The 18,180-nt window shown below is 50.9% G+C and carries 20 protein-coding genes; 4 read left to right on the forward strand and 16 right to left on the reverse strand.

All coding sequences use genetic code 11. The annotated features are described in order from the left end of the window. The first annotated feature begins 7 nt into the window (after positions 1-7). Positions 8-2,518: a choice-of-anchor A family protein gene (locus WFJ73_RS21455; protein ID WP_336774985.1), complete on the forward strand. Its 2,511-nt coding sequence runs from the start codon at positions 8-10 to the stop codon at positions 2,516-2,518. A gap of 64 nt (positions 2,519-2,582) precedes the next feature. Here WFJ73_RS21455 and WFJ73_RS21460 read toward each other — a convergent pair whose 3' ends face one another. Next, complete coding sequence (locus WFJ73_RS21460; RefSeq protein WP_336774986.1) at positions 2,583-3,353, reverse strand: DODA-type extradiol aromatic ring-opening family dioxygenase; 771 nt, start codon at positions 3,351-3,353, stop codon at positions 2,583-2,585. Between the two features lie 26 nt (positions 3,354-3,379). Continuing rightward, positions 3,380-4,024, reverse strand: a complete 645-nt coding sequence (locus WFJ73_RS21465; protein ID WP_336774987.1) for an alpha/beta hydrolase — start codon at positions 4,022-4,024, stop codon at positions 3,380-3,382. A gap of 155 nt (positions 4,025-4,179) precedes the next feature. Between WFJ73_RS21465 and WFJ73_RS21470 the strand changes: the two genes are divergently transcribed. Continuing rightward, positions 4,180-4,728 (forward strand): helix-turn-helix domain-containing protein, encoded by a 549-nt coding sequence (locus WFJ73_RS21470; RefSeq protein WP_336774988.1) that lies wholly within the window; start codon positions 4,180-4,182, stop codon positions 4,726-4,728. 245 nt (positions 4,729-4,973) lie between these two features. Then, positions 4,974-6,467, forward strand: a complete 1,494-nt coding sequence (locus tag WFJ73_RS21475) for a DHA2 family efflux MFS transporter permease subunit (RefSeq protein ID WP_336774989.1) — start codon at positions 4,974-4,976, stop codon at positions 6,465-6,467. 52 nt (positions 6,468-6,519) lie between these two features. On the opposite strand, the gene WFJ73_RS21480 is transcribed toward WFJ73_RS21475, so the two are convergent. Beyond that, on the reverse strand, positions 6,520-7,422 hold the full coding sequence (locus tag WFJ73_RS21480; RefSeq protein WP_336774990.1) for an iron-hydroxamate ABC transporter substrate-binding protein: 903 nt from the start codon (positions 7,420-7,422) through the stop codon (positions 6,520-6,522). Positions 7,423-7,563: 141 nt separating this feature from the next. Between WFJ73_RS21480 and WFJ73_RS21485 the strand changes: the two genes are divergently transcribed. Beyond that, the gene (locus WFJ73_RS21485) at positions 7,564-8,091 is read left to right on the forward strand and encodes a YfiT family bacillithiol transferase (RefSeq protein WP_336774991.1); all 528 of its coding nucleotides are present in this window, start codon (positions 7,564-7,566) and stop codon (positions 8,089-8,091) included. A gap of 26 nt (positions 8,092-8,117) precedes the next feature. On the opposite strand, the gene WFJ73_RS21490 is transcribed toward WFJ73_RS21485, so the two are convergent. From WFJ73_RS21490 to WFJ73_RS21550, 13 genes are all read right to left on the reverse strand, one after another. Continuing rightward, entirely contained in the window at positions 8,118-8,495 is a 378-nt protein-coding gene (locus tag WFJ73_RS21490; protein ID WP_336774992.1) for an MmcQ/YjbR family DNA-binding protein, read from the reverse strand. Positions 8,496-8,497: 2 nt separating this feature from the next. Beyond that, positions 8,498-9,178 carry a YdeI/OmpD-associated family protein gene (locus WFJ73_RS21495; RefSeq protein ID WP_336774993.1) on the reverse strand — a complete coding sequence of 227 codons (681 nt, stop codon included), beginning with the start codon at positions 9,176-9,178 and terminating at the stop codon, positions 8,498-8,500. Next, positions 9,141-9,641, reverse strand: coding sequence for an SRPBCC family protein (locus WFJ73_RS21500; RefSeq protein WP_336774994.1), 501 nt, complete (start codon positions 9,639-9,641; stop codon positions 9,141-9,143). Before WFJ73_RS21500 ends, WFJ73_RS21495 begins: the two co-directional genes overlap by 38 nt. A 105-nt stretch (positions 9,642-9,746) precedes the next feature. Further along, positions 9,747-10,322, reverse strand: a complete 576-nt coding sequence (locus tag WFJ73_RS21505; protein WP_336774995.1) for a GNAT family N-acetyltransferase — start codon at positions 10,320-10,322, stop codon at positions 9,747-9,749. 123 nt (positions 10,323-10,445) lie between these two features. Continuing rightward, entirely contained in the window at positions 10,446-10,880 is a 435-nt protein-coding gene (locus WFJ73_RS21510; protein ID WP_336774996.1) for an SRPBCC family protein, read from the reverse strand. A 105-nt stretch (positions 10,881-10,985) separates the two neighbouring features. Beyond that, entirely contained in the window at positions 10,986-11,471 is a 486-nt protein-coding gene (locus tag WFJ73_RS21515; RefSeq protein WP_336774997.1) for a MerR family transcriptional regulator, read from the reverse strand. A 58-nt stretch (positions 11,472-11,529) separates the two neighbouring features. Further along, complete coding sequence (locus WFJ73_RS21520; RefSeq protein WP_336774998.1) at positions 11,530-13,416, reverse strand: ABC transporter permease; 1,887 nt, start codon at positions 13,414-13,416, stop codon at positions 11,530-11,532. Positions 13,417-14,034: 618 nt separating this feature from the next. Then, positions 14,035-14,370 (reverse strand): 3-hydroxyacyl-CoA dehydrogenase NAD-binding domain-containing protein, encoded by a 336-nt coding sequence (locus WFJ73_RS21525; protein WP_442955976.1) that lies wholly within the window; start codon positions 14,368-14,370, stop codon positions 14,035-14,037. An 85-nt stretch (positions 14,371-14,455) separates the two neighbouring features. After that, positions 14,456-15,211 (reverse strand): SDR family NAD(P)-dependent oxidoreductase, encoded by a 756-nt coding sequence (locus WFJ73_RS21530; RefSeq protein WP_336774999.1) that lies wholly within the window; start codon positions 15,209-15,211, stop codon positions 14,456-14,458. 52 nt (positions 15,212-15,263) lie between these two features. Continuing rightward, positions 15,264-16,052, reverse strand: a complete 789-nt coding sequence (locus WFJ73_RS21535) for an SDR family NAD(P)-dependent oxidoreductase (RefSeq protein ID WP_336775000.1) — start codon at positions 16,050-16,052, stop codon at positions 15,264-15,266. A 168-nt stretch (positions 16,053-16,220) separates the two neighbouring features. Then, positions 16,221-16,865, reverse strand: a complete 645-nt coding sequence (locus tag WFJ73_RS21540; protein ID WP_336775001.1) for a GntR family transcriptional regulator — start codon at positions 16,863-16,865, stop codon at positions 16,221-16,223. 67 nt (positions 16,866-16,932) lie between these two features. Beyond that, positions 16,933-17,640: a glycosyltransferase family 4 protein gene (locus tag WFJ73_RS21545; RefSeq protein ID WP_336775002.1), complete on the reverse strand. Its 708-nt coding sequence runs from the start codon at positions 17,638-17,640 to the stop codon at positions 16,933-16,935. Then, on the reverse strand, positions 17,641-18,171 hold the full coding sequence (locus WFJ73_RS21550; protein ID WP_336775003.1) for a hypothetical protein: 531 nt from the start codon (positions 18,169-18,171) through the stop codon (positions 17,641-17,643). Positions 18,172-18,180 lie beyond the last annotated feature (9 nt).

Consider the following 18,180-nt stretch of genomic DNA (forward strand, 5'->3'; position numbering starts at 1 on the left):
AACGAAAATGGCCTGTGTCAATCTGGGGATAGCCAATGGCTTCAACTTGTTTTTGTTTGGCGATCATACGCAATCCTTCGTTGATTCGGAGGGGAGAGTAGCCGTTGGAGGCAATGCGACTTATAACAGCTATGGGGTAGGCGATAAGCTTCCCGTTTCAACAACCAGATCGGACCTGATCATACGGGGGAACGTGAATATTACGGGAGGAACTAATTTCGCGGGCAATACAACCGTGTTTCCCAGCAGCACAGTCAATAATTATACGATGACCAATAATAACGGTGTACCCGGCCAACCTCTGGTAGGTACGCCCATTGATTTTGACGGGGCCGAACAATCACTGGCACAGTTGTCTCTGAACCTTGCCGCTCTACCGGTAAACGGATCTGTCGTCAATAACTTCGGTACCATTTTCCTAATCGGAACCGATCCGGCTCTTAACATATTTATGTTTAACGGCAATAATGTGGACGGCAACGGGCTTCGCCTGGATACGGCCAACGGAATTAATATCATTGCACCGGCAGGCTCAACCGTTCTCATTAACGTAGGAGACGATAACGTCGGGTTCGGGAGCTATCAGATTTTTCGCAATGGGGCTACCCCCGACCCTTCCGAAGGGCAATTCATTCTCTGGAACTTCTATCAGGCTACCACTGCTTTTAACCAGAACCTCTCGATTCTTGGTTCGGTACTTGCCCCTTATGCGAACTGGGAGGCGATTGGCTTCGGCAATATTAACGGCACGCTGGTCGCCCAATCGCTTACGAATGTAGGCGGCACGCTAGAAGCGCATAATATACCGTTTATGGGGTGCTTGCCGGGTACCGTCGAGCCGACGACTTCGACAACAACAACGACTACCACAGCCAGCACGACAAGCTCAACGACCTCCACCACTTCAACATCGAGCACGACATCAACAACATCAACAACTTCGACAACAAGCACCACGTCAACATCGAGTACGTCAACCGCCGTGCCTACTACTTCAACGACAACAACAACGACCACGACGCCTGTGCCAACGACAACAACCACAACTTCTACCTCTACAACGACACCGGCCGTCATTACGGGACCAATCATCACGGCAACTAAAACGCCTAATGTCTCAACCGCGCAAATCGGGGATACGATTACTTATACGATTACCGTTACCAATGTAGGGACAGCTCCGGGAGAAGCTTTGTTAGTCGAGGTTCTTCCTCCGGGCGTTCAATTTATTCCGTCCAGCTTGTTCATTGACGGGGGCCGATTCAGCGGCGTTGATATTACAGAGCAGGTCGTCATCGGGATTATCAATGTAGGGCAAGTCGTCACTATCCAATTCGAGGCTTTTGTTGCGGGTTACCCGCCTAACGGACAAATTACGAACGCCGGCTTTGTTGTTACTGTCCCGCCAGGCACCGTACCGGCAACCTGTACGCCGGGTGATGTATCCTTGACCCCTATGCAAGGCGTCACTCCCGTTCCCGGACTTATGCTCCCTGTCCTTCCCGTGTTTAAACCGGGCGTAACGCCGGCGCCGGGTCAAGTACCTAACCTTGGACCGATCACCGGCCCAAGCGGAAACGTCCTGCTGAATCAGCAAGTTACCGTTCCCGGCATTACGCTGCCGCCAATTGTCGGCTTGACCGTGCCATTCCTGGCAGGAACCGTTCAACCGATTATCTCAACCAGCTTTGTTACGGTTCCGAATACCCCAACTCCTAACGCGCCTAGCCTTCTTGTATCCAAGGCCTTCCTTGATATTTCCTTATTCGTGGGGCAGCGGATTACGTACACGGTCTTTGTCGTGAATAACGGCAACGCCGTGTCGGGAAGAACCGTATTCACTGACGTCCTGCCGTCAAACGCTTTATTTATACCGGGTACCGTCCGGGTTAACAACGTGCTAAGGCTGGATGCGAATCCGAACGAAGGCATTAATCTTGGTCCTATCGCTCCGAATCAGAATGCCTTTATCCGCTTCGACGTGCTTGTAAGAGGCAGCGGCTCCTTGACGAACACAAGCCAGGTAAAAGCCGATTTCCTGCTGCCGAATCAACAGATTGTATCGCGGACGTTCCAGTCCAATACCATTACGAATCCGGTCAGCATGATCCGGGCTTCCGATTTCGCCACCTTCCTCAAAACAGCGGATGCGCAAATCGTGAAAGTCGGAGACAGCTACCATTACAATGTCATGCTTACGAACCTGTCAACCGATATTACGGCAGGCAATGTCATCTTCTACGATCCGCTCGACAATCAGCTGCAATTCGTCTCGGGAAGCCTTACCGTTGACGGCATTCCGCAGCCCGATCCTCAAGCGGGTATCCCGCTTGGCACCATTAGCCCGGGCGCAACCCGGAGGTTAACCTTCCAGGTGAACGTTCTGGCCGAGCCGGTGGGCGGCATCCTTATTAACCTGGCGGCTATTCTGTTCGAATTCCGCTTCGGAACGTCCTGCTTCCGCGCGGGTCTTCTAACCAATACCGTGCGGATTATCGTGGAGGAAGAAGAAGAATAGAGCATAGGCTGAAAAAAGCCCAAGACCTTTGCTTAACAAGGGTCTTGGGCTTTCATGTGTTTGATTATTCAAATTCCCAGCAGCTAAGGCTTAGATTACCGTATTGGTAGCTGCGATGAAGCAGCTTCGCCTGGCGGGTGCCGTCGCCTGCGCCCATGGCCAGCAGGAGCGGAATAAAATGCTCGCTTGTCGGCACCGCCTGAGCCGCATACGGAGCTAACGAGCGGTATTGGAACAACGCGTCAATATCCCAAGCCTCCAGATGATCCTGCAGCCATTGATCGAAGCTGGCTGCCCAATCGTCCACGCCGTCCGAACGCCAGTTCAATGCCCGCAGATTATGAACGGTCCCCCCGCTTCCGATGATCAGAACATCCTGCTCCCGAAGCTCGGCAAGAGCTTTGCCAATCTGATACTGCTGCTCGTTGGTGAGGTACCGGTTCACCGATAAAGCAACAACCGGGATATCCGCATCCGGATACAGGAGCTTCAGCACCGCCCATGCGCCGTGATCCAGACCGCGCTCTTCGTCCGTTACCGCCTGTATCCCCTGCGACTCAAACAAGGACACGATGCGTTCGGCCAGAGCACGATCCCCTTTCGCCGGATAAGTCATCCGGTACAGCTCATCCTGAAATCCGCCAAAGTCGTAAATCGTGCTGTACGTCTGCGAGGCGCTGACAGCCTGTACGCTATCCTCCCAATGAGCCGAGAAAAGAACAATGGCTTTCGGCTTCGGATGATTAGCCGCGAACGTCTTCAGTAACTCCGTATAGCTGTTTTCCTCTAGTACGATCGATGGCGCGCCATGCGCGAAGAAATAAGATGGAAGCATTATCATCCACTCCTTTTATATGGGTATTATCCTCTTGCGTCTTCCTTGATCCATTGCAGGAAGTCCCGCTGATTCTCTTCCGTTACGACATGATCGGACTTATACGTTTTGAAGGTAAGCTTGGGGGTAAGCTCCCGGAAATAAGCTTCATTCTCGAATCCGATGCTGACCGGGAATACCGAGTCATATTCGCCGTGCGAAATAAAGAAGGCTACCTGCTCCACGCTCTGCAGCGCATATTCGTCCTTCACGAAACCGGGCACGTAACCATTCAAAGCTACGATCCCTCTCAGTTGGTTCCCCATAGTAAGCGCCAGCGTCATCGCCAGAATCGCCCCTTGGCTGAAGCCAAGCAGATAACGGCGCTGCGGATCTATCGGATATTGAGCAGTTGCTTCCTTAACAAAGGCTTCCAGCTGCACGGCTGCTTGATCGAACAAGTCACGGACCGGATTGCCGAGGCTTTTGAGCTCATAATATTGATAACCTGCTCCGAGCCGAAGATTGCCCCGGATACCGATAATAATGAAGTCGTCCGAAAGGGATTCAACAAGCCCGTACATATTCCGCTCGTTCGAGCCTTTGCCATGAAGCGTAAAAATCGCGGGATACGTTCTGCCCGGCTCCAAATTGGACGGCAGATGAACATCATACTCATAGACTGAATTCATTGGACTACCTCCATTTTGCTTCAGATATATTAGTAATGTGAATATTTATTTTATATAAGAAATATAACGCCGCAAGGTCTAGCCTGTCAACCGGAAAATTGTTAATATGAATATAAGTTACGTATGACTAATATTTTTGAGGAGTGAGCTGCGTCATGGATATCGGCTCCACCATTCGGGCCATCCGCAAACGGAAGAACATCACGATTGCCCAAATATGCGAAGAAACCGGCTTGTCTCAAGGCTTTATGAGCCAGGTCGAAACGAATAAAACATCCCCGTCGATCGCAACGCTGGAGAACATTGCGAATGCGCTTAAGGTTCCGCTAGCTTATTTGCTGCTGGACAAAAAGGAAAAGCTGCAGCTCGTCCGCAAAGAGGAGCGTCGGATAACGACAAGCGGACCGGACAACCTGAAGGTCTCTCATCTCAGCTCGACCAAAAACGTCCATATGATGATCGTTGAGCTGCCGCCCGGTGCGTCAACCGGAGAAAATCACGCCCACGAGGGCGAAGAAGTCCATGTCATTATCCAGGGAACGATCTATATCGAGCAAGGCGAGGATGCCGCCGAATTAAGCGCCGGGGACTCCTTCAGCTGGAATGCCTGCACCCCGCATACGGTAAAGAATATCGGAGAAGATACCGCCATTGTCATGATATCGGTTTACACCGAATCCGATCCATCACAGGCATTTCTGTAATGAAACAAAGGGGCACCCCGCAGGATCCCGCAGGGTGCCCTTTCTTCATTTACAACAAAATAAATTATATACATTTGTTCCCGCTTAACGCTCTTTTCTCGGCCTAGCTCCCTGTGATAAAGTGGAAATTGGGCCAAATAAATATCCGCGGAGGGGAAAGATGGACGCATACCGTCCGGCGAGCCTAAACAAACTAACATACATACCTTTTCGTTGAAAAGCGAAGGAAAGGAAGGCACTTATTCATGAATGCTTCTCATGCTGGTGGATCCAGCACTGCCCCCGACTTAACGAATATTAAGCGCGGGCCTATTATCGCTACGATTATAATTGGCGCTTTTATCGCCATTCTGAATGAAACACTGCTAGGTAATGCGCTTCCGGAGTTAATGAAAGCCTTTGAAGTTGGCCCTTCAACCATTCAATGGCTCACAACGGCCTATATGCTTGTTGTAGGCGTACTCGTACCGGTAACGGCATTGCTTCAACAATGGTTTACAACCAGGCAGATGTTTATAGGCGCTATGACCTTGTTTTTCGCGGGTACGGTTATTTCGGCCGTTGCGCCTGAATTTGGCGTTCTTCTTGTAGGACGGATTGTTCAAGCCATCGGAACCGGCTTGATGCTCCCCGTATTGATGAACACCATTATGGTTATCTTCCCACCTGAAAAACGCGGGGGAGCCATGGGTCTGATCGGGCTTGTCATTATGGCGGCACCAGCCATCGGACCAACCTTGTCCGGCGTTATTATGGACTCGCTCAACTGGCGCTGGCTGTTTATTCTCGTTATTCCTCTTGCGGCTTTGTCGATCATCTTCTCCTTTATGTTCTTGAAGAACGTATCGGATATTACGAAGCCTAAGGTGGATATCTTCTCCATTCTGCTCTCCACGATCGGCTTTGGCGGACTTGTGTACGGCTTCAGCTCGACGGGCGAGAAAGGCTGGTCGGATCCGGAGGTGATCTGGACGATCGCCGTTGGCGCTGTTGCGTTAATTATCTTTATCTTCCGCCAGTTGAGACTTGAGGCTCCGATTCTTGACCTGCGGGCTTTCAAATCGCCGATGTTCTCCATCGTAACGATTCTGCTCTTCGTTCTTATGATGACGTTGTTCTCGACAATGACGCTGCTTCCAATGTTCCTGCAAGGAGCACTGCTCATGACGGCATTTACTTCCGGTCTCATTATGCTTCCGGGCAGTATCGTAAACGGCATTATGGCTCCGATCTCCGGCTTATTGTTCGATAAATTCGGCCCTCGCGTTCTTGTAACGCCTGGACTTATCCTTGTGGCCATCTCGCTATGGATGTTTACCGGCATAGATGCCACGGCAAGCAACGGACATATCATCATGATTCATATTATTATGATGGTCGGTATTTCCCTTGTGATGATGCCGGCTCAAACCTCCGGTCTGAACCAGCTGCCGCGCCACCTTTATCCGCATGGTACGGCGATCCTTAACACCCTTCAGCAAGTATCGGGTGCGATTGGCACGGCGCTGTTCATCAGTATTATGAGTAACGGCACCAAAGATTATCTGAAGACCTCCTCCGACCCTAGTTCGCCGGCCGAGCAAGCTCACGGCATGGTCGCAGGTATTCATAATGCCTTCTGGATTGGTCTAGTTATCTCGATTGCCGCGATCCTTATCGGGTTGCTTGTAAAACGTACAAAGCCGCCTGAAGGTGATCAGGGAGCGGATGGCGAGAAGCAAGTAAGCATGAGCCACTAATTAACAAAAAGCGCCCTCCAGATGATTCTGAAGGGCGCTTGCTGTTCGAAGTTTATTTCAGGAAGCCTTCTTTGAAGATCGCAAGCAGGCTTTCCAAGGTAGTAGGGTCACTGTAAGACGAAGCTTCTGTATCGATTTCGATGACATGCTTGTTTTTAACTGCAGGGATGTTCTTCCATGTATCTGTGTTCATAAAAGCATTGTCGTTCGCGCTGCTTCTGCTAAGCACGATATAATCGCCCGCATAGTCAGACAGCAGTTCTTGCGACAAGGTGTAGTAGCCAGGTCCTTGAGCATCCTTCGCTACCTTCTCCGGCATTTTCAGACCCATTGCTTGGTACAATACTTCTGTGCCGCGTGCCCAGTGGTCGCCGAACACGTAGAAGCTCTTTGCGTCCGTCTCAATGACGGATACGGTTGCGTCCTCGCCGATCTTCGCTTTGATCTCGTCGCCAATTGCGGCAGCACGGGATTTGAAATCGTCAACCCAAGTTTGCGCTTCTTTCTCTTTGCCAAGAATCTTGCCAATTTCCAGCTGCTGGTTCAGGTAATCAAGCTTGCCCCAAGTAAAAGTAACCGTAGGAGCGATCTCGCTCAGCTTGGCAACGTTCTTGCTCTCCGTGCCAACCACGATCAGGTCCGGATCGAGCTCGATGATTTTCTCCAGATCTTCATCGGATACGACTTCCACGCCTTTCAGCTTCTCGTTGAAGAGCGGGCTCATGTTGGTCCATTGGTCTACGCCTACGATGTTGGCGCCCATGGAAATCATATTTGGTGCGTAAGCCAGTGCTACGATGCGTTTTGGATTAGCAGGGATTTCGACAGGGCCGCTCTCCGATTGGTAGGTAACCGTGCCGGATGCCGTGTTCGTGTTGTTGGCTTTGTTGCTGCCGCATGCACTAAGAACAACAACAAGTACAAGCAGCATGATTGCAGGAATAAACTTTTTCATGGTCTAGCTCCTTTTATTTTGAATGGCATTAACTACGATAATGATTCTCAATATCACATTGAATAACTATAAATGGTTATTGAAAGTCTGTCAATGAGCGCAAAATAAATTTTAAGTTGCGAAAGCGGAGGTTGTTTTTACATGAGCACGGACAATTTGCGTTATCCCATCGGACCTTTCGAAGAAATATGCGGCCCAACGGCCGAGCAACGCAGTAACTGGATGAAAGAGATTGAGCGGATGCCGTCGCGGCTTCGGAAAGCGGTGGAAAAGCTGTCCGACGAGCAGCTGGCAATCCCTTACCGCCCCGGCGGCTGGACGATCCGGCAGGTCGTTCACCATCTGTCGGATAACGATATGAATTCCTATATACGGTTCAAGAAAGCAATGACGGAGGATAATCCGGCCGCATCCACGTACCGGCAGAACATGTGGGCAGAGCTTAACGATTATGAAGCACCCATTGAGGCTTCGCTTGTTCTAATCGAAGCGCTGCGCAGCCGGTTTTCCGTGCTGCTGGAAGGGATGCAGTCATGGGACTTTGCAAGAACCTTTACGAGCCCGACAAACGGACTGATGACACTGGACACGGCGATACAACGCTTCGAATGGCATGGCCGGCATCATCTTGCCCAGATCAACTCATTAAAAAAGCGTATGGGCTGGTAGCCCATACGCTTAAATGCCTCTTGCGGTTATCTTGCGACACTCTCCAGTACCTGCTTCACCAGACGCTTCGGCGCCGCCAGAAGATAGGCTTCCTGAATAAGCACGCTCAGCTCGTCCCAATTCGGACCCGCTTCCATGTCAACCGACACCCAGCCATGATGGCCGATATACGGCGTCTTGACATAACCGCCCTGCTCTAGCAGCAGGTACTGCTGCTCCTTCGTCGCTTTGATCGACAGGCTCGGCAGGACGCTGTTATGCCCTTCCCCCATCATGATGAAGGTTTTGCCTCTTACCTTCATCACGTCATGCCCAAACCCGTCAACGATTTGGTCTACCTCCGGCAATGCGGAGCAAATGCCCTGCACCCGCTCCAGCATTGCTTTCCCAAGCTCCGTCTTCATCCCTATCCCTCTCTTCTCCGGTACAGATCGATACTCTTATAGCCTTCTCCAAGAATAACCCTCATCTCGGCTTTCCGTTTGGCTCTTGTCACCTCTTGCACGGCACTAAACACATAACGGGCCCAGTCCTTGCGGTACCCCGGTGTAAGCGACCGGAAGAACGCCAATATATCCGGATGATCCTGAAGCTCCTCTTCTACCTGGGACACAAGAGCCTCGTAGTCGGCTACGCTTTGACTTGGTTTCTTAGGGGCCGACGAGCCCTTCTTGCGGGCTTCGGACTTGAAGCCTACAACCGTAAAGACGTCATCCAATCCCACCATACGGGCAAATTTGACCTCGCTGGTCCCGATATAGCCATCCTCCTCGCTCGCACCCAGCCCTTCAAACAGACTGTCCCGGTGGATGTAGGTCGAATACGCTTTATTGCCCTTCTTCGGGTAGGCGGCATACAAATAACCGCCTTCCTCCAGGTAGTTATTCTCTATAATTTCACTCATCAGCTTCTGCAAAGAGGGCATATCCAGGACAAAAGCAAAGATCAAGTCATAACGGCTGCCCGCCTGCAACTCTGTATCGTACCGCTCCAAGCCGGCCAGGGCATCGCTGCCCTCCGGCTGATGCAAAACCGCCGTATTTTTATACTTATGTAAATTCAACTTCTCCACGATCGTCTTGCTCATGGGTGCCCTCCGATTCTTTCACATGCGCATAAGGCGCTTTGTCGTGTACGAGACCGAGCTGAATGCCATGCTCCAGATAAGCCTTGGCTCCGCATAATACTATCGTGAAGCCTTCCGTCGAGCCAATCGCCCGCTGCACGATTTCCTCTGCGTCTCCCTGGAAGCCGGAATCGGTAACGGTCACAAAGGTTTCCGTTTCGGACAAGGCGGTAAACGTCCATTCGGCTTTTGTTCCCCAGTCGATAACAATGCGTTTATTCGTCTCAAGCTCCAGTACGCGGACAGGTGCCGACGCTCCGTACATCTCCCAGAACCACTCCACCTGACTGCCCGCTTCCAGCTTTCCGCTGCCTCTCGTAAACCAGAACTTCGTTGTAATTGCCGGATCGATAAAAGCCTCATACACTTCGCTCACCGGACGCCTGATCATCATTTCCGCTTTAGCTGCTATTGTTGTTGTCACCGCCAAACCTCCTCATGTCGTTTACTACTTCCTTATTTCTATATTGGCCGGCATTCAACCTGCTAAACCTGCTGCCATCCCTCGTTAGGGGAATGGCTTCTTTTCTTATTTTTCCAGTCTCTTGTAAACGGCCTTGATAAACCCGCCGAACACCTCGTGGCTGTAAGTGAAGCCGTGCTTCAGATAATAACGAAGCGCATCTTCATTGCCATTGGATACATAAATGAACAGCAGATCGACGTCCGGAAAGCTTTCCAGCCACTCAATCGACGACTCGAACAGCTTCTTGCCAAGCCCCATGCTCCGGTAGCCGTCACGCAAATACAAATTGCTGAGGAAGCCGATTTTCCGCGGAAGCTCTACCCAGTCCGGGTAAAAGCCCTTGCTGTCAGCCAAATCCCGGTTAGGAGCCCATGCCGGAAGCTTATCATCCCCGGGTTCCAGATCTTCAACCGTCGAGAATGCGTAACCAACCGGCACGCCTTCATCCCTTGCGATAAGCACATGGGTATGAAGCGCACCGTCATAGCTTCTGCGCATCCGCGTATCAAAGTTCATCCGGTCGAACACCTCCGGAGCCATGACGGCCCGGGACTGCTGAAAGGCCATCAGCTCGTTGCACAGCTCCCTGCAAGGCTCAATATTGCCGTCCGTTACCGCTTCTATTGTTATATTCGTCATGTCTGCCTCCTGCATGCCATCTCTTCCTTGGTATAACTAAAATACCGTGAACGGCCATCCCCATGCAATCGTCTTTTGGACGCAAAAAAAAGAGCCTCTATCCAGAGACTCTTCGTCCATGTTCTATTCAAACAGCTTGCCGAGCGCATCCAGCATCTCGCCTGTGCCGTGCTCGCGAATTTCCGGTGTGTCATGCCCGTCGAAGAAGGCCCCCTGCTCGGTGAACACAAGCTTAGTTCCTTCTTCCACAGGGAACAATTCGATTGTTGTGGTCGAGACGGACATTCGCGTGTCGTTCATATCCAGCGTATACGTATAGACAATACGTTCGGCCGGCACAATCTCCTGATAGACCGCGTCAAAGGTAAAGACCGGTCCCTCCGGCGGCCCGCCGCTGCTGTATTCGCGCCCGCCTACCCGGAATTCGAATTGATCGGGCTTCGAGAACCACTTGCCCTTTACTTCCGGATCGGCAAAAGCTTCGAATACCCGCTCCGCACCAGTATTGTAAGTACGTTCAACAACAAAGGTTGCATGCTTAACAAATCTTTCGCTCATAGTGAGTGATCCTCCTTAAATGAATTGTGAAGCAATTCATGCTTCGTAAGCATAAGCTTAATGAATTGTGAAGCCATTCATGCTGCGTAAGCGTAGTCCCTTCGATTACGGCTCGTCTCCCCCCTGCTCAAGCAGGCTGCCCAGCTTGTCCAAGTGCTGCTCCCAGCTGGCTCGCCGTTCAAGCACGGGCTTCTCGAACTCCATCTTCATTGCCTGCAGAAGACCCGTAAAATCATCCACTGTCAGGCCCTTCTTGCCGATGAGCAGCTTGGAGGCATGCTCCAGCTGTTCAAGCAGCTTCTGCTGCCGGCTTATCTGCTCTTTGATCCGCTGCTTCTGCAGCGTCACCATCTCCAGCGGACTGATCTGCTTGGCCGATAAGGTCTCCTTAATCTCCTCCAGCGACAAGCCCAGCTCCTTGAGCGTCAGAATCTGATGCAGACGGGACAGATCGGACTCGTCATACAGCCGGTGACCGGAATCGGTCTGTCCCGACGGCGAGAATAAGCCGATCTGATCGTAGAAGCGTAACGTTCTGACCGTCAGCCCCGTCATTCTGGCGAGGTCTCCAACTTTCCAAAGATTGTTCATGATCAACCCTTTCGTTGACGCTAGCTTCATACCGGTAGCTCTATTGTAAAACATGACGTTACGTAAGGTGCAACCCCCAAGCCGATTTTACATTAGAAATATATTTGGTGCGGATAAAGAGGAAATATACAAGTTGAATGACAACGAATGATCCAAGCACCGTCAGCGACGGCTTCATCATATTGTACTCGAACATATTTTGCATCGCCGTCAGGGCAACCGAACCGTGAATGACGGCCACTAAAATCGGGGCGAAGAACAGAATCATCAGCTGCTTCGTTAGAATCGCCGACAGCTCGCGGTCCGTAAGCCCAATCTTGTGGATGGCCTGGAACTTCCGTTTATCTTCGCCAAGGTCGGTATACAGGCGGAAATACAGGAAACTGCCCGCACCCACGAAGAATACGATGCCGATAAAAAATCCGACGAACAGGACAACGCCAAAAATCTGATCCTGCTGGTACAACGCGTAATCCACGCCCATAAACCAGTTATCGGTTTTGCCAAGCTTGCCGTCAATCTCTTCTCCCGCCTTTTTCAGCGCATCATGCGAGCCCGATACGTCAAAGGCATATTGGTAAATGACGCTCTCCGACTGCTTCATCCGGTCAAACCGTTCATCGGGCACCACATAATAGTCGGGTCCTGCCTGAATAGCCGGCGTATCAATCGTCTGCACCGGTTTTAGCGTAAGCCCCTCTTCCTTCACCGTAATCGGCGTCAGCCCCGGCTGCGCCGCTCCCATCATCGCGCTGCTGTAATGGACAATAGCCGTTTCATCGCCTTGTACATCGGCCTTCGTCCCCTTGGCTGCCGTTACGAGCGCGTTAAAAGCGGATTGCGGCACGACGGAAATTCGCTTGCCGCCCTTTGTCTCCACATTTTTTATGGTCAGCGCATACGACTGATAGGACAATCCGGCAGCCTTCAGCGTCTGTTCAATCATCGCAACATCCTGCTCGGAAGGCTTATCGTACGAGGTGTACTTCATGGCAAACGGATTATCGCTGCGAATCACATCCGTATACATCGATTTGAAGCCGAACAGCGAGCCAATCGCGGAGAATGCGACCGTCGACAGAATCGCCACCATAAAGAACGTTCTTGCGTTATCCTTCATTCGGTAGGCAAGATCCGATAACAGGACGATGTTTGTTTTCCGCCAGAAAATCGAACGGCTCTTGCGGCCTTTATGAACGGCGTACACGCTCAACTGCGTGAACAGGAAGTACGTTCCGATGATAACGACAACCGTCACCGGAATCATCGCGTAAAAGACGATCATACCCTTGGCCGCCAACGCTGCGGCATAACCGCCTACAATCAAGAGCAGCGCAAGCCAGGACATCAGCGTGGACGCTTTAGGCTCCGGCTTTGGTTTGTTCGAGCCTTTCAGGAGATCGATAAGCGAGTTGTTACGAAGCACGGTCACCGTGAATAACGAGATAAGCAGGAACAGCGCCATAAAAGCCGCTCCGGTCAGCACAATCGCCTTGGTTGGAAAATAAAAGGACAGCGCCGCATCGAGGCTTAACAGCTGTTTGGCTGACATAAGGATGATTTGCGCGAAGCCAAATCCGATTACAATACCAGCCACCGTAGCGCCAAAGCCGATCACGATATTTTCCATAAACACAAGGCGGCGCAGCTGCATGCTGGTCATCCCGTGCATGATGAGGATGCCGAACTCCTTCTTGCGCGTCTTCAGGAATGATCCCATCGAGTAGAGCACGAAGAAAAACGAGAATACGTAAATGACCGATTCCGCGAAATGCATGGCAGTAGACACGTTAATGTGAATCGCGCCATCGGCGAGTCCCGGATGAAAAGCAAATATCGAATAAACAAAAAACACCATAACCGAAAACGCGCTGCTTAGAAAATACCCCGCGTAAATCCTCCGATTGCGGATTACGTTATTGAAAGCAAACCGTCGCAAGCTCATAAATAAGCCCTCCCTGTTGATTTGATCCCATCGTAACAAAGGAGGGAATGAAGCTGCTATCGATTAACCTTACGTTTCCTTACATTATTGAAAGGTTCAGCTTGTACTTCCGGTAAGCGTCCGGCAACATGCCGTACTCCTCGCGGCACCCGCACCTTGATCTTCCCAACTTGTAGCAGGCGGGAATAGAAAAAGAGATGCCCATGATCGTCATGGAGCATCTCCTTTCTGTCTAACCAGCTTCACACTTAAAATCCCTAAGGGTCCTTAAAGATCCTTATACCGGCATATTCGCCGGTCATAAGGCCCTTTAGGGACCTTAACGTCCACGCCGACGTTCCTTTTTGCTCTTCAGCCTGCCACTTTGGCAGCTTTAAGGTCCCTGAAGGGCCTTAACCTCTCAACTAGCTGCTCTTTTTCCATGATTAAGGTCCTTCAGGGACCTTAACATAATAAGCTGACCTTTATCAGCTCTTAAAGTCCGGCTTTGCGAAGCTCGGATTCGGGTATTTGTAGAAGCCTTCGCCCGTTGTCCGGCCTAACTTTCCTTTATCGATGTATTCGCTTTTCAGCAGACCGGCGATTTTCTCGAACTCCGCGTTGCCGGTAGCTTTCGCTTTAAAACACTGTTTTCGCCGGCGCCGCTTGTCCAAGCTTCGTATAGAAATCGATCTTGATCTGAACGACTTCAGGTATCGCTTCAATAACCAGATCCGCGTCCGCCACAGCCTGCGTCAGGTCGCTATTAGCAATCCGTTCAATAGCTGCGTTAAGCTCGGATACCGGGGCATTCAAATCTGCTTCGTAATGCGTCTTCAGCTCGGCAATCCTCTCTTTGGCTTTCTCCAGTGCTTCCTCATTAATATCGTAGTTAAACCCTTTAAAAGCGGTCTGAAAAGCAATCTGGTTGCCGAGAACGCCGCTGCCTGCAACAGTGATGTTTGTGTAGTTCATTGTCCAAGCTCATCCCCTGCTCAGGTGAATCCATGCGAAAATAAAAATAGCCGCTACCCTTAAGGGTAGCGGCTACTGGAAGCCATTATTTCGTTTTGAAGCTGAGGAAGCCGTCGTCCACCGGAATGGTCTGGCCGTTAATCGCGCTTGCTCCGTCGGAGAACAGGAACGTTACTACGCTTGCCACTTTCTCGGGCTCAATCAGCTGACCGCGCATATGCTGAGCGCCAAGCGCCGATTTCATCGCTTCGTCGTTGCCGAGAATCGGCGTATTGATAAAGCCGGGAGCAACGCCTACAACACGGATGCCATAGTCGGCAAGCTCGAGAGCGCCGGACTTGGACATCATAACAACAGCTGCTTTAGCGGCATTATAGTTAAAGCTGCCAAGCGCCGCCGCTGTACCGTAGATCGATGCCGTGTTCACGATTGTACCTGTGGCGCCCAGCTCAACCATTTTTTTCGCGCCGTAATACATGCCGTAGTAGACGCTATGCTGGTCGACGTCAATAACGCGGTGATACGATTCCGGATCCATCTCGAGGAATGGCTTCACAAGCCCAATGCCCGCGTTGTTGAAGATCCCGTTCAACGTGCCGAATTTCTCTACCGCGAAATCAACGAGTGCTTTCACTTCTTCGCCTTTCGATACGTCTACCTTAAAGGCCGCGGCTTTGCCGCCAGCCGCTTTAAGCTCTGCGACAACCGCATTCGCGCCGTCCAGATTATAGTCCGCAATAACAAGCGATGCGCCTTTTGCCGACAGCTGCAAAGCCGTTTGTTTACCAATACCGCTTGCGCCGCCAGTAATAATAATTACTTTGCCGTCTTGTTCTGCCATGATAAATATCCCCTTTGCTTTGAAGTTGTAGTAGGAATGCGCAAATCCGCAATTAGGTCAAAATCGATCCGCCGTCGATCACGAATTCTTGTCCAACAATATGAGTGGAAAGGTCGGATACGAGATACATCATCAGGTTGGCGATCTCTTCCGCCTCGGCATATCGGCCGTCCGGCGTTGTGCTTGCCATTTGCTGTCTTGCTGCTTCAGCCGCTTCTTGATTGCCCTTGCCAAAGCCGCTTTCGATCGAGCGCATCATTTGCGTATTAACAACGCCCGGACATACCGCGTTAACGCGTACACCGTAAGGAGCCGCTTCAACGCCAGCCGTCTTGGTCATGCCAAGCACCGCATGCTTGCTCGCGCCATAGGCCACCATGTTAGGCGTTGCCAGAAGCCCTGCACCGGACGCGGTATTAACGACAGCTCCGCTCTTCTGAGCGATCATTTGCGGAAGTACGTGCTTGAGACCAAGGAATACGCCGCGGACGTTAATCGCCATCAGGCGGTCAAATGCTTCGGTTGGATACTCGACCAAAGGAACGATTTTGCCTTCCCAGCCGGCGTTGTTGAGGAAAATATCGATTTTTCCGAACTTCTCGACTGTTTGAGCCACGTAACCTTGAATATCTTCTTCCTTGGTTACGTCTGCTTTTATAAATACGGCTTCACCGCCGTTTGCCTGGACTTGCTTAACCGTCTCGTTCCCGGCTTCCTCCGACAGGTCAACCACAACAACCTTTGCGCCGTTCCCGGCAAGAGCAAGCGATGCTGCGCGGCCAATACCTCCGCCTGCACCCGTCACGATCGCTACTTTATCCGTAAAATCAAACTTTTGCATCAACTATCACTCCTCAAAAGAATTGCAATACGCAGTTTGTGATGAATCAACTGTATTCATTCATGTCGCGTAAGCAATTTTGCTTACAAATCTATCTTAACAGATTACTTTGTCGATTGTCGACAATTTAACCTAAAAAGCTCTTCCATTAACTCCAATTCCCTTTTTTTATTTAATTCCTGCCAGCAGAAATTCATAAATGGCCGTTTGCGCTTTTTCGTACTCGGATGCCAGAATAGAAGCAGTAAACCGCTGAAACGGTGCATGGAATTCCTTGATTTTTTGCTTGCTCCATTTCACTTCAACAAAGATGTTCAGAATCAGGCTTGCTTTCTCGTAAAACTTCGCCAACGCCACATTGTCCGCCACAAACACCACATGCCGCAGCACCCGCTCCGCCTTGATCTCGTATTCCCGCACATTTCCCTGCTCGCAGGCAGCATCCGTATCCGCGGCGTATTGCTTCAGCATTTCCTTATATTCAGGCGTCCATTTCTGCTGCCCGTACATAACGGCAACGCGAAGAAGCTCCGCCATCAACGTATTGTAGTCTTCAATCTCGGCTTGGGTAAAAGGCTTCACAATCGTCCCGCGCCGCGGAAGGCGCTCTACAATCCCTTCAACCTGCAGCAAATACAACGCTTCCCGGACAGGCGCCCGGCTTGTATTAAGCTCCTTGGCGATTTCCTCTTCGACGATTTTATCTCCGGCATTCAGCTCTTTGCCGATAATTTTTTTCAAGATATGTCTATAGATCTGCTGCGGCAAGGACTCCCCGAACTGCGAATCCGTTACTTCGTAAGAATTGAACATAATTGATATCTCCCCGTCTGTCTAAATAAAGCTCCTCTCCTAGTTATCCCAAATTAAGCGGGTAAAATCAATACGCCGTTCGCTCCGCCCTGCTGTTCCGCAGCAGATCATCCAGCCGGCCGCAAAGCTTCACCCAGTCGAAATGCTCAGCCGCATCCCTCTGCGTACCCGTAGACGCTTCCCGAAGCCGGTCCTTGGCATGGCATATTTCGATCATCCGCTGGGCGAGGCTGGCGCTGTATCCAACCGCATGCAGCGAGCCATACTCAAGGTGCAAATTTACCTGCTTGTTCCAGTCATCCAAGTGGATGCTCCGATCTTCCTGCTTCGTGGCGGCGTCCCGGCAGCATGCAATATCCGAAGCAAGCAAATAACAGCCGTGTATTTTGGCTTCCGCAAGTACATGGGCGTAGGCCTCAACATTTGACTGAAAGGCTAAAATTTTGGATTTCCGGTACCAATGATGCAAAGTCTCCTTATCCTGTACAAAACCTGTCAGAATCATCCGGTCCGCGAGCCACGGATAATTCGCCATATACGAATAGAGATAAGGCTGGAAGGAATCCTCCACCTTGCCTACCAGCACAAGCTTCCAGCTCGCCGGAATATAAGGTTCCGCCATCCGGAAGGCTTCCAGCAGCACATGCGTCGCCTTCTCCGGTATGCCAAGCCGCCCGACGGTCAGGATATAATCCTCCTTCTCTTCAAACCCTACAGGCAGCTCCGGCTCCTTTCCGAAGAAGTAATAGCCGTTAGGGATGCTATGCACCGGCACCTACCATTTATCCGAAATGTAAGGAGCAAGCGTCTCGCTGCTGATCACGTCGCAATAACTCAGAAAACGTCGGAAATCATCTGTCATTGGCGTTTTGTTCACCCATATGAAGTTGGCGTCCAGCTTCAAATAAATCGTGCCGGAAGGGTTTAGTTCCTTATATTTCGCCGCCGCTATGTAGTAAAACGGATAAAAACCAAAAAGGTATAAAACGTCGATTTTTGTCGCATTACACCCTATATAACGAACCAGATCATCGCGGCAATCGCATAAGTTCGCCCCGAAAATCGTATCCATCGCCCGGTCTGGACGGTAATAAAATGACGGCTCGATGTATTCGAGCTCTATTTCCTCCTCGAAGCTGGACAATGACGGCCATAAAGGCTCCACGCCGCATGGACGATAGGTGGCATAGACTGCCTTATAGCCTCTGTATTTCTGCATCAGGTACGGAATGATGCCGATATCCTTCGTCAGCAGCGAATCCGTCAGGCATGGCGCCAGCAAATAAAAGCTTCTCCGTTCTTGCATAATTACACC

The organism is Paenibacillus sp. MMO-58, assembly GCF_037146255.1.
Taxonomy (GTDB): domain Bacteria; phylum Bacillota; class Bacilli; order Paenibacillales; family Paenibacillaceae; genus Pristimantibacillus.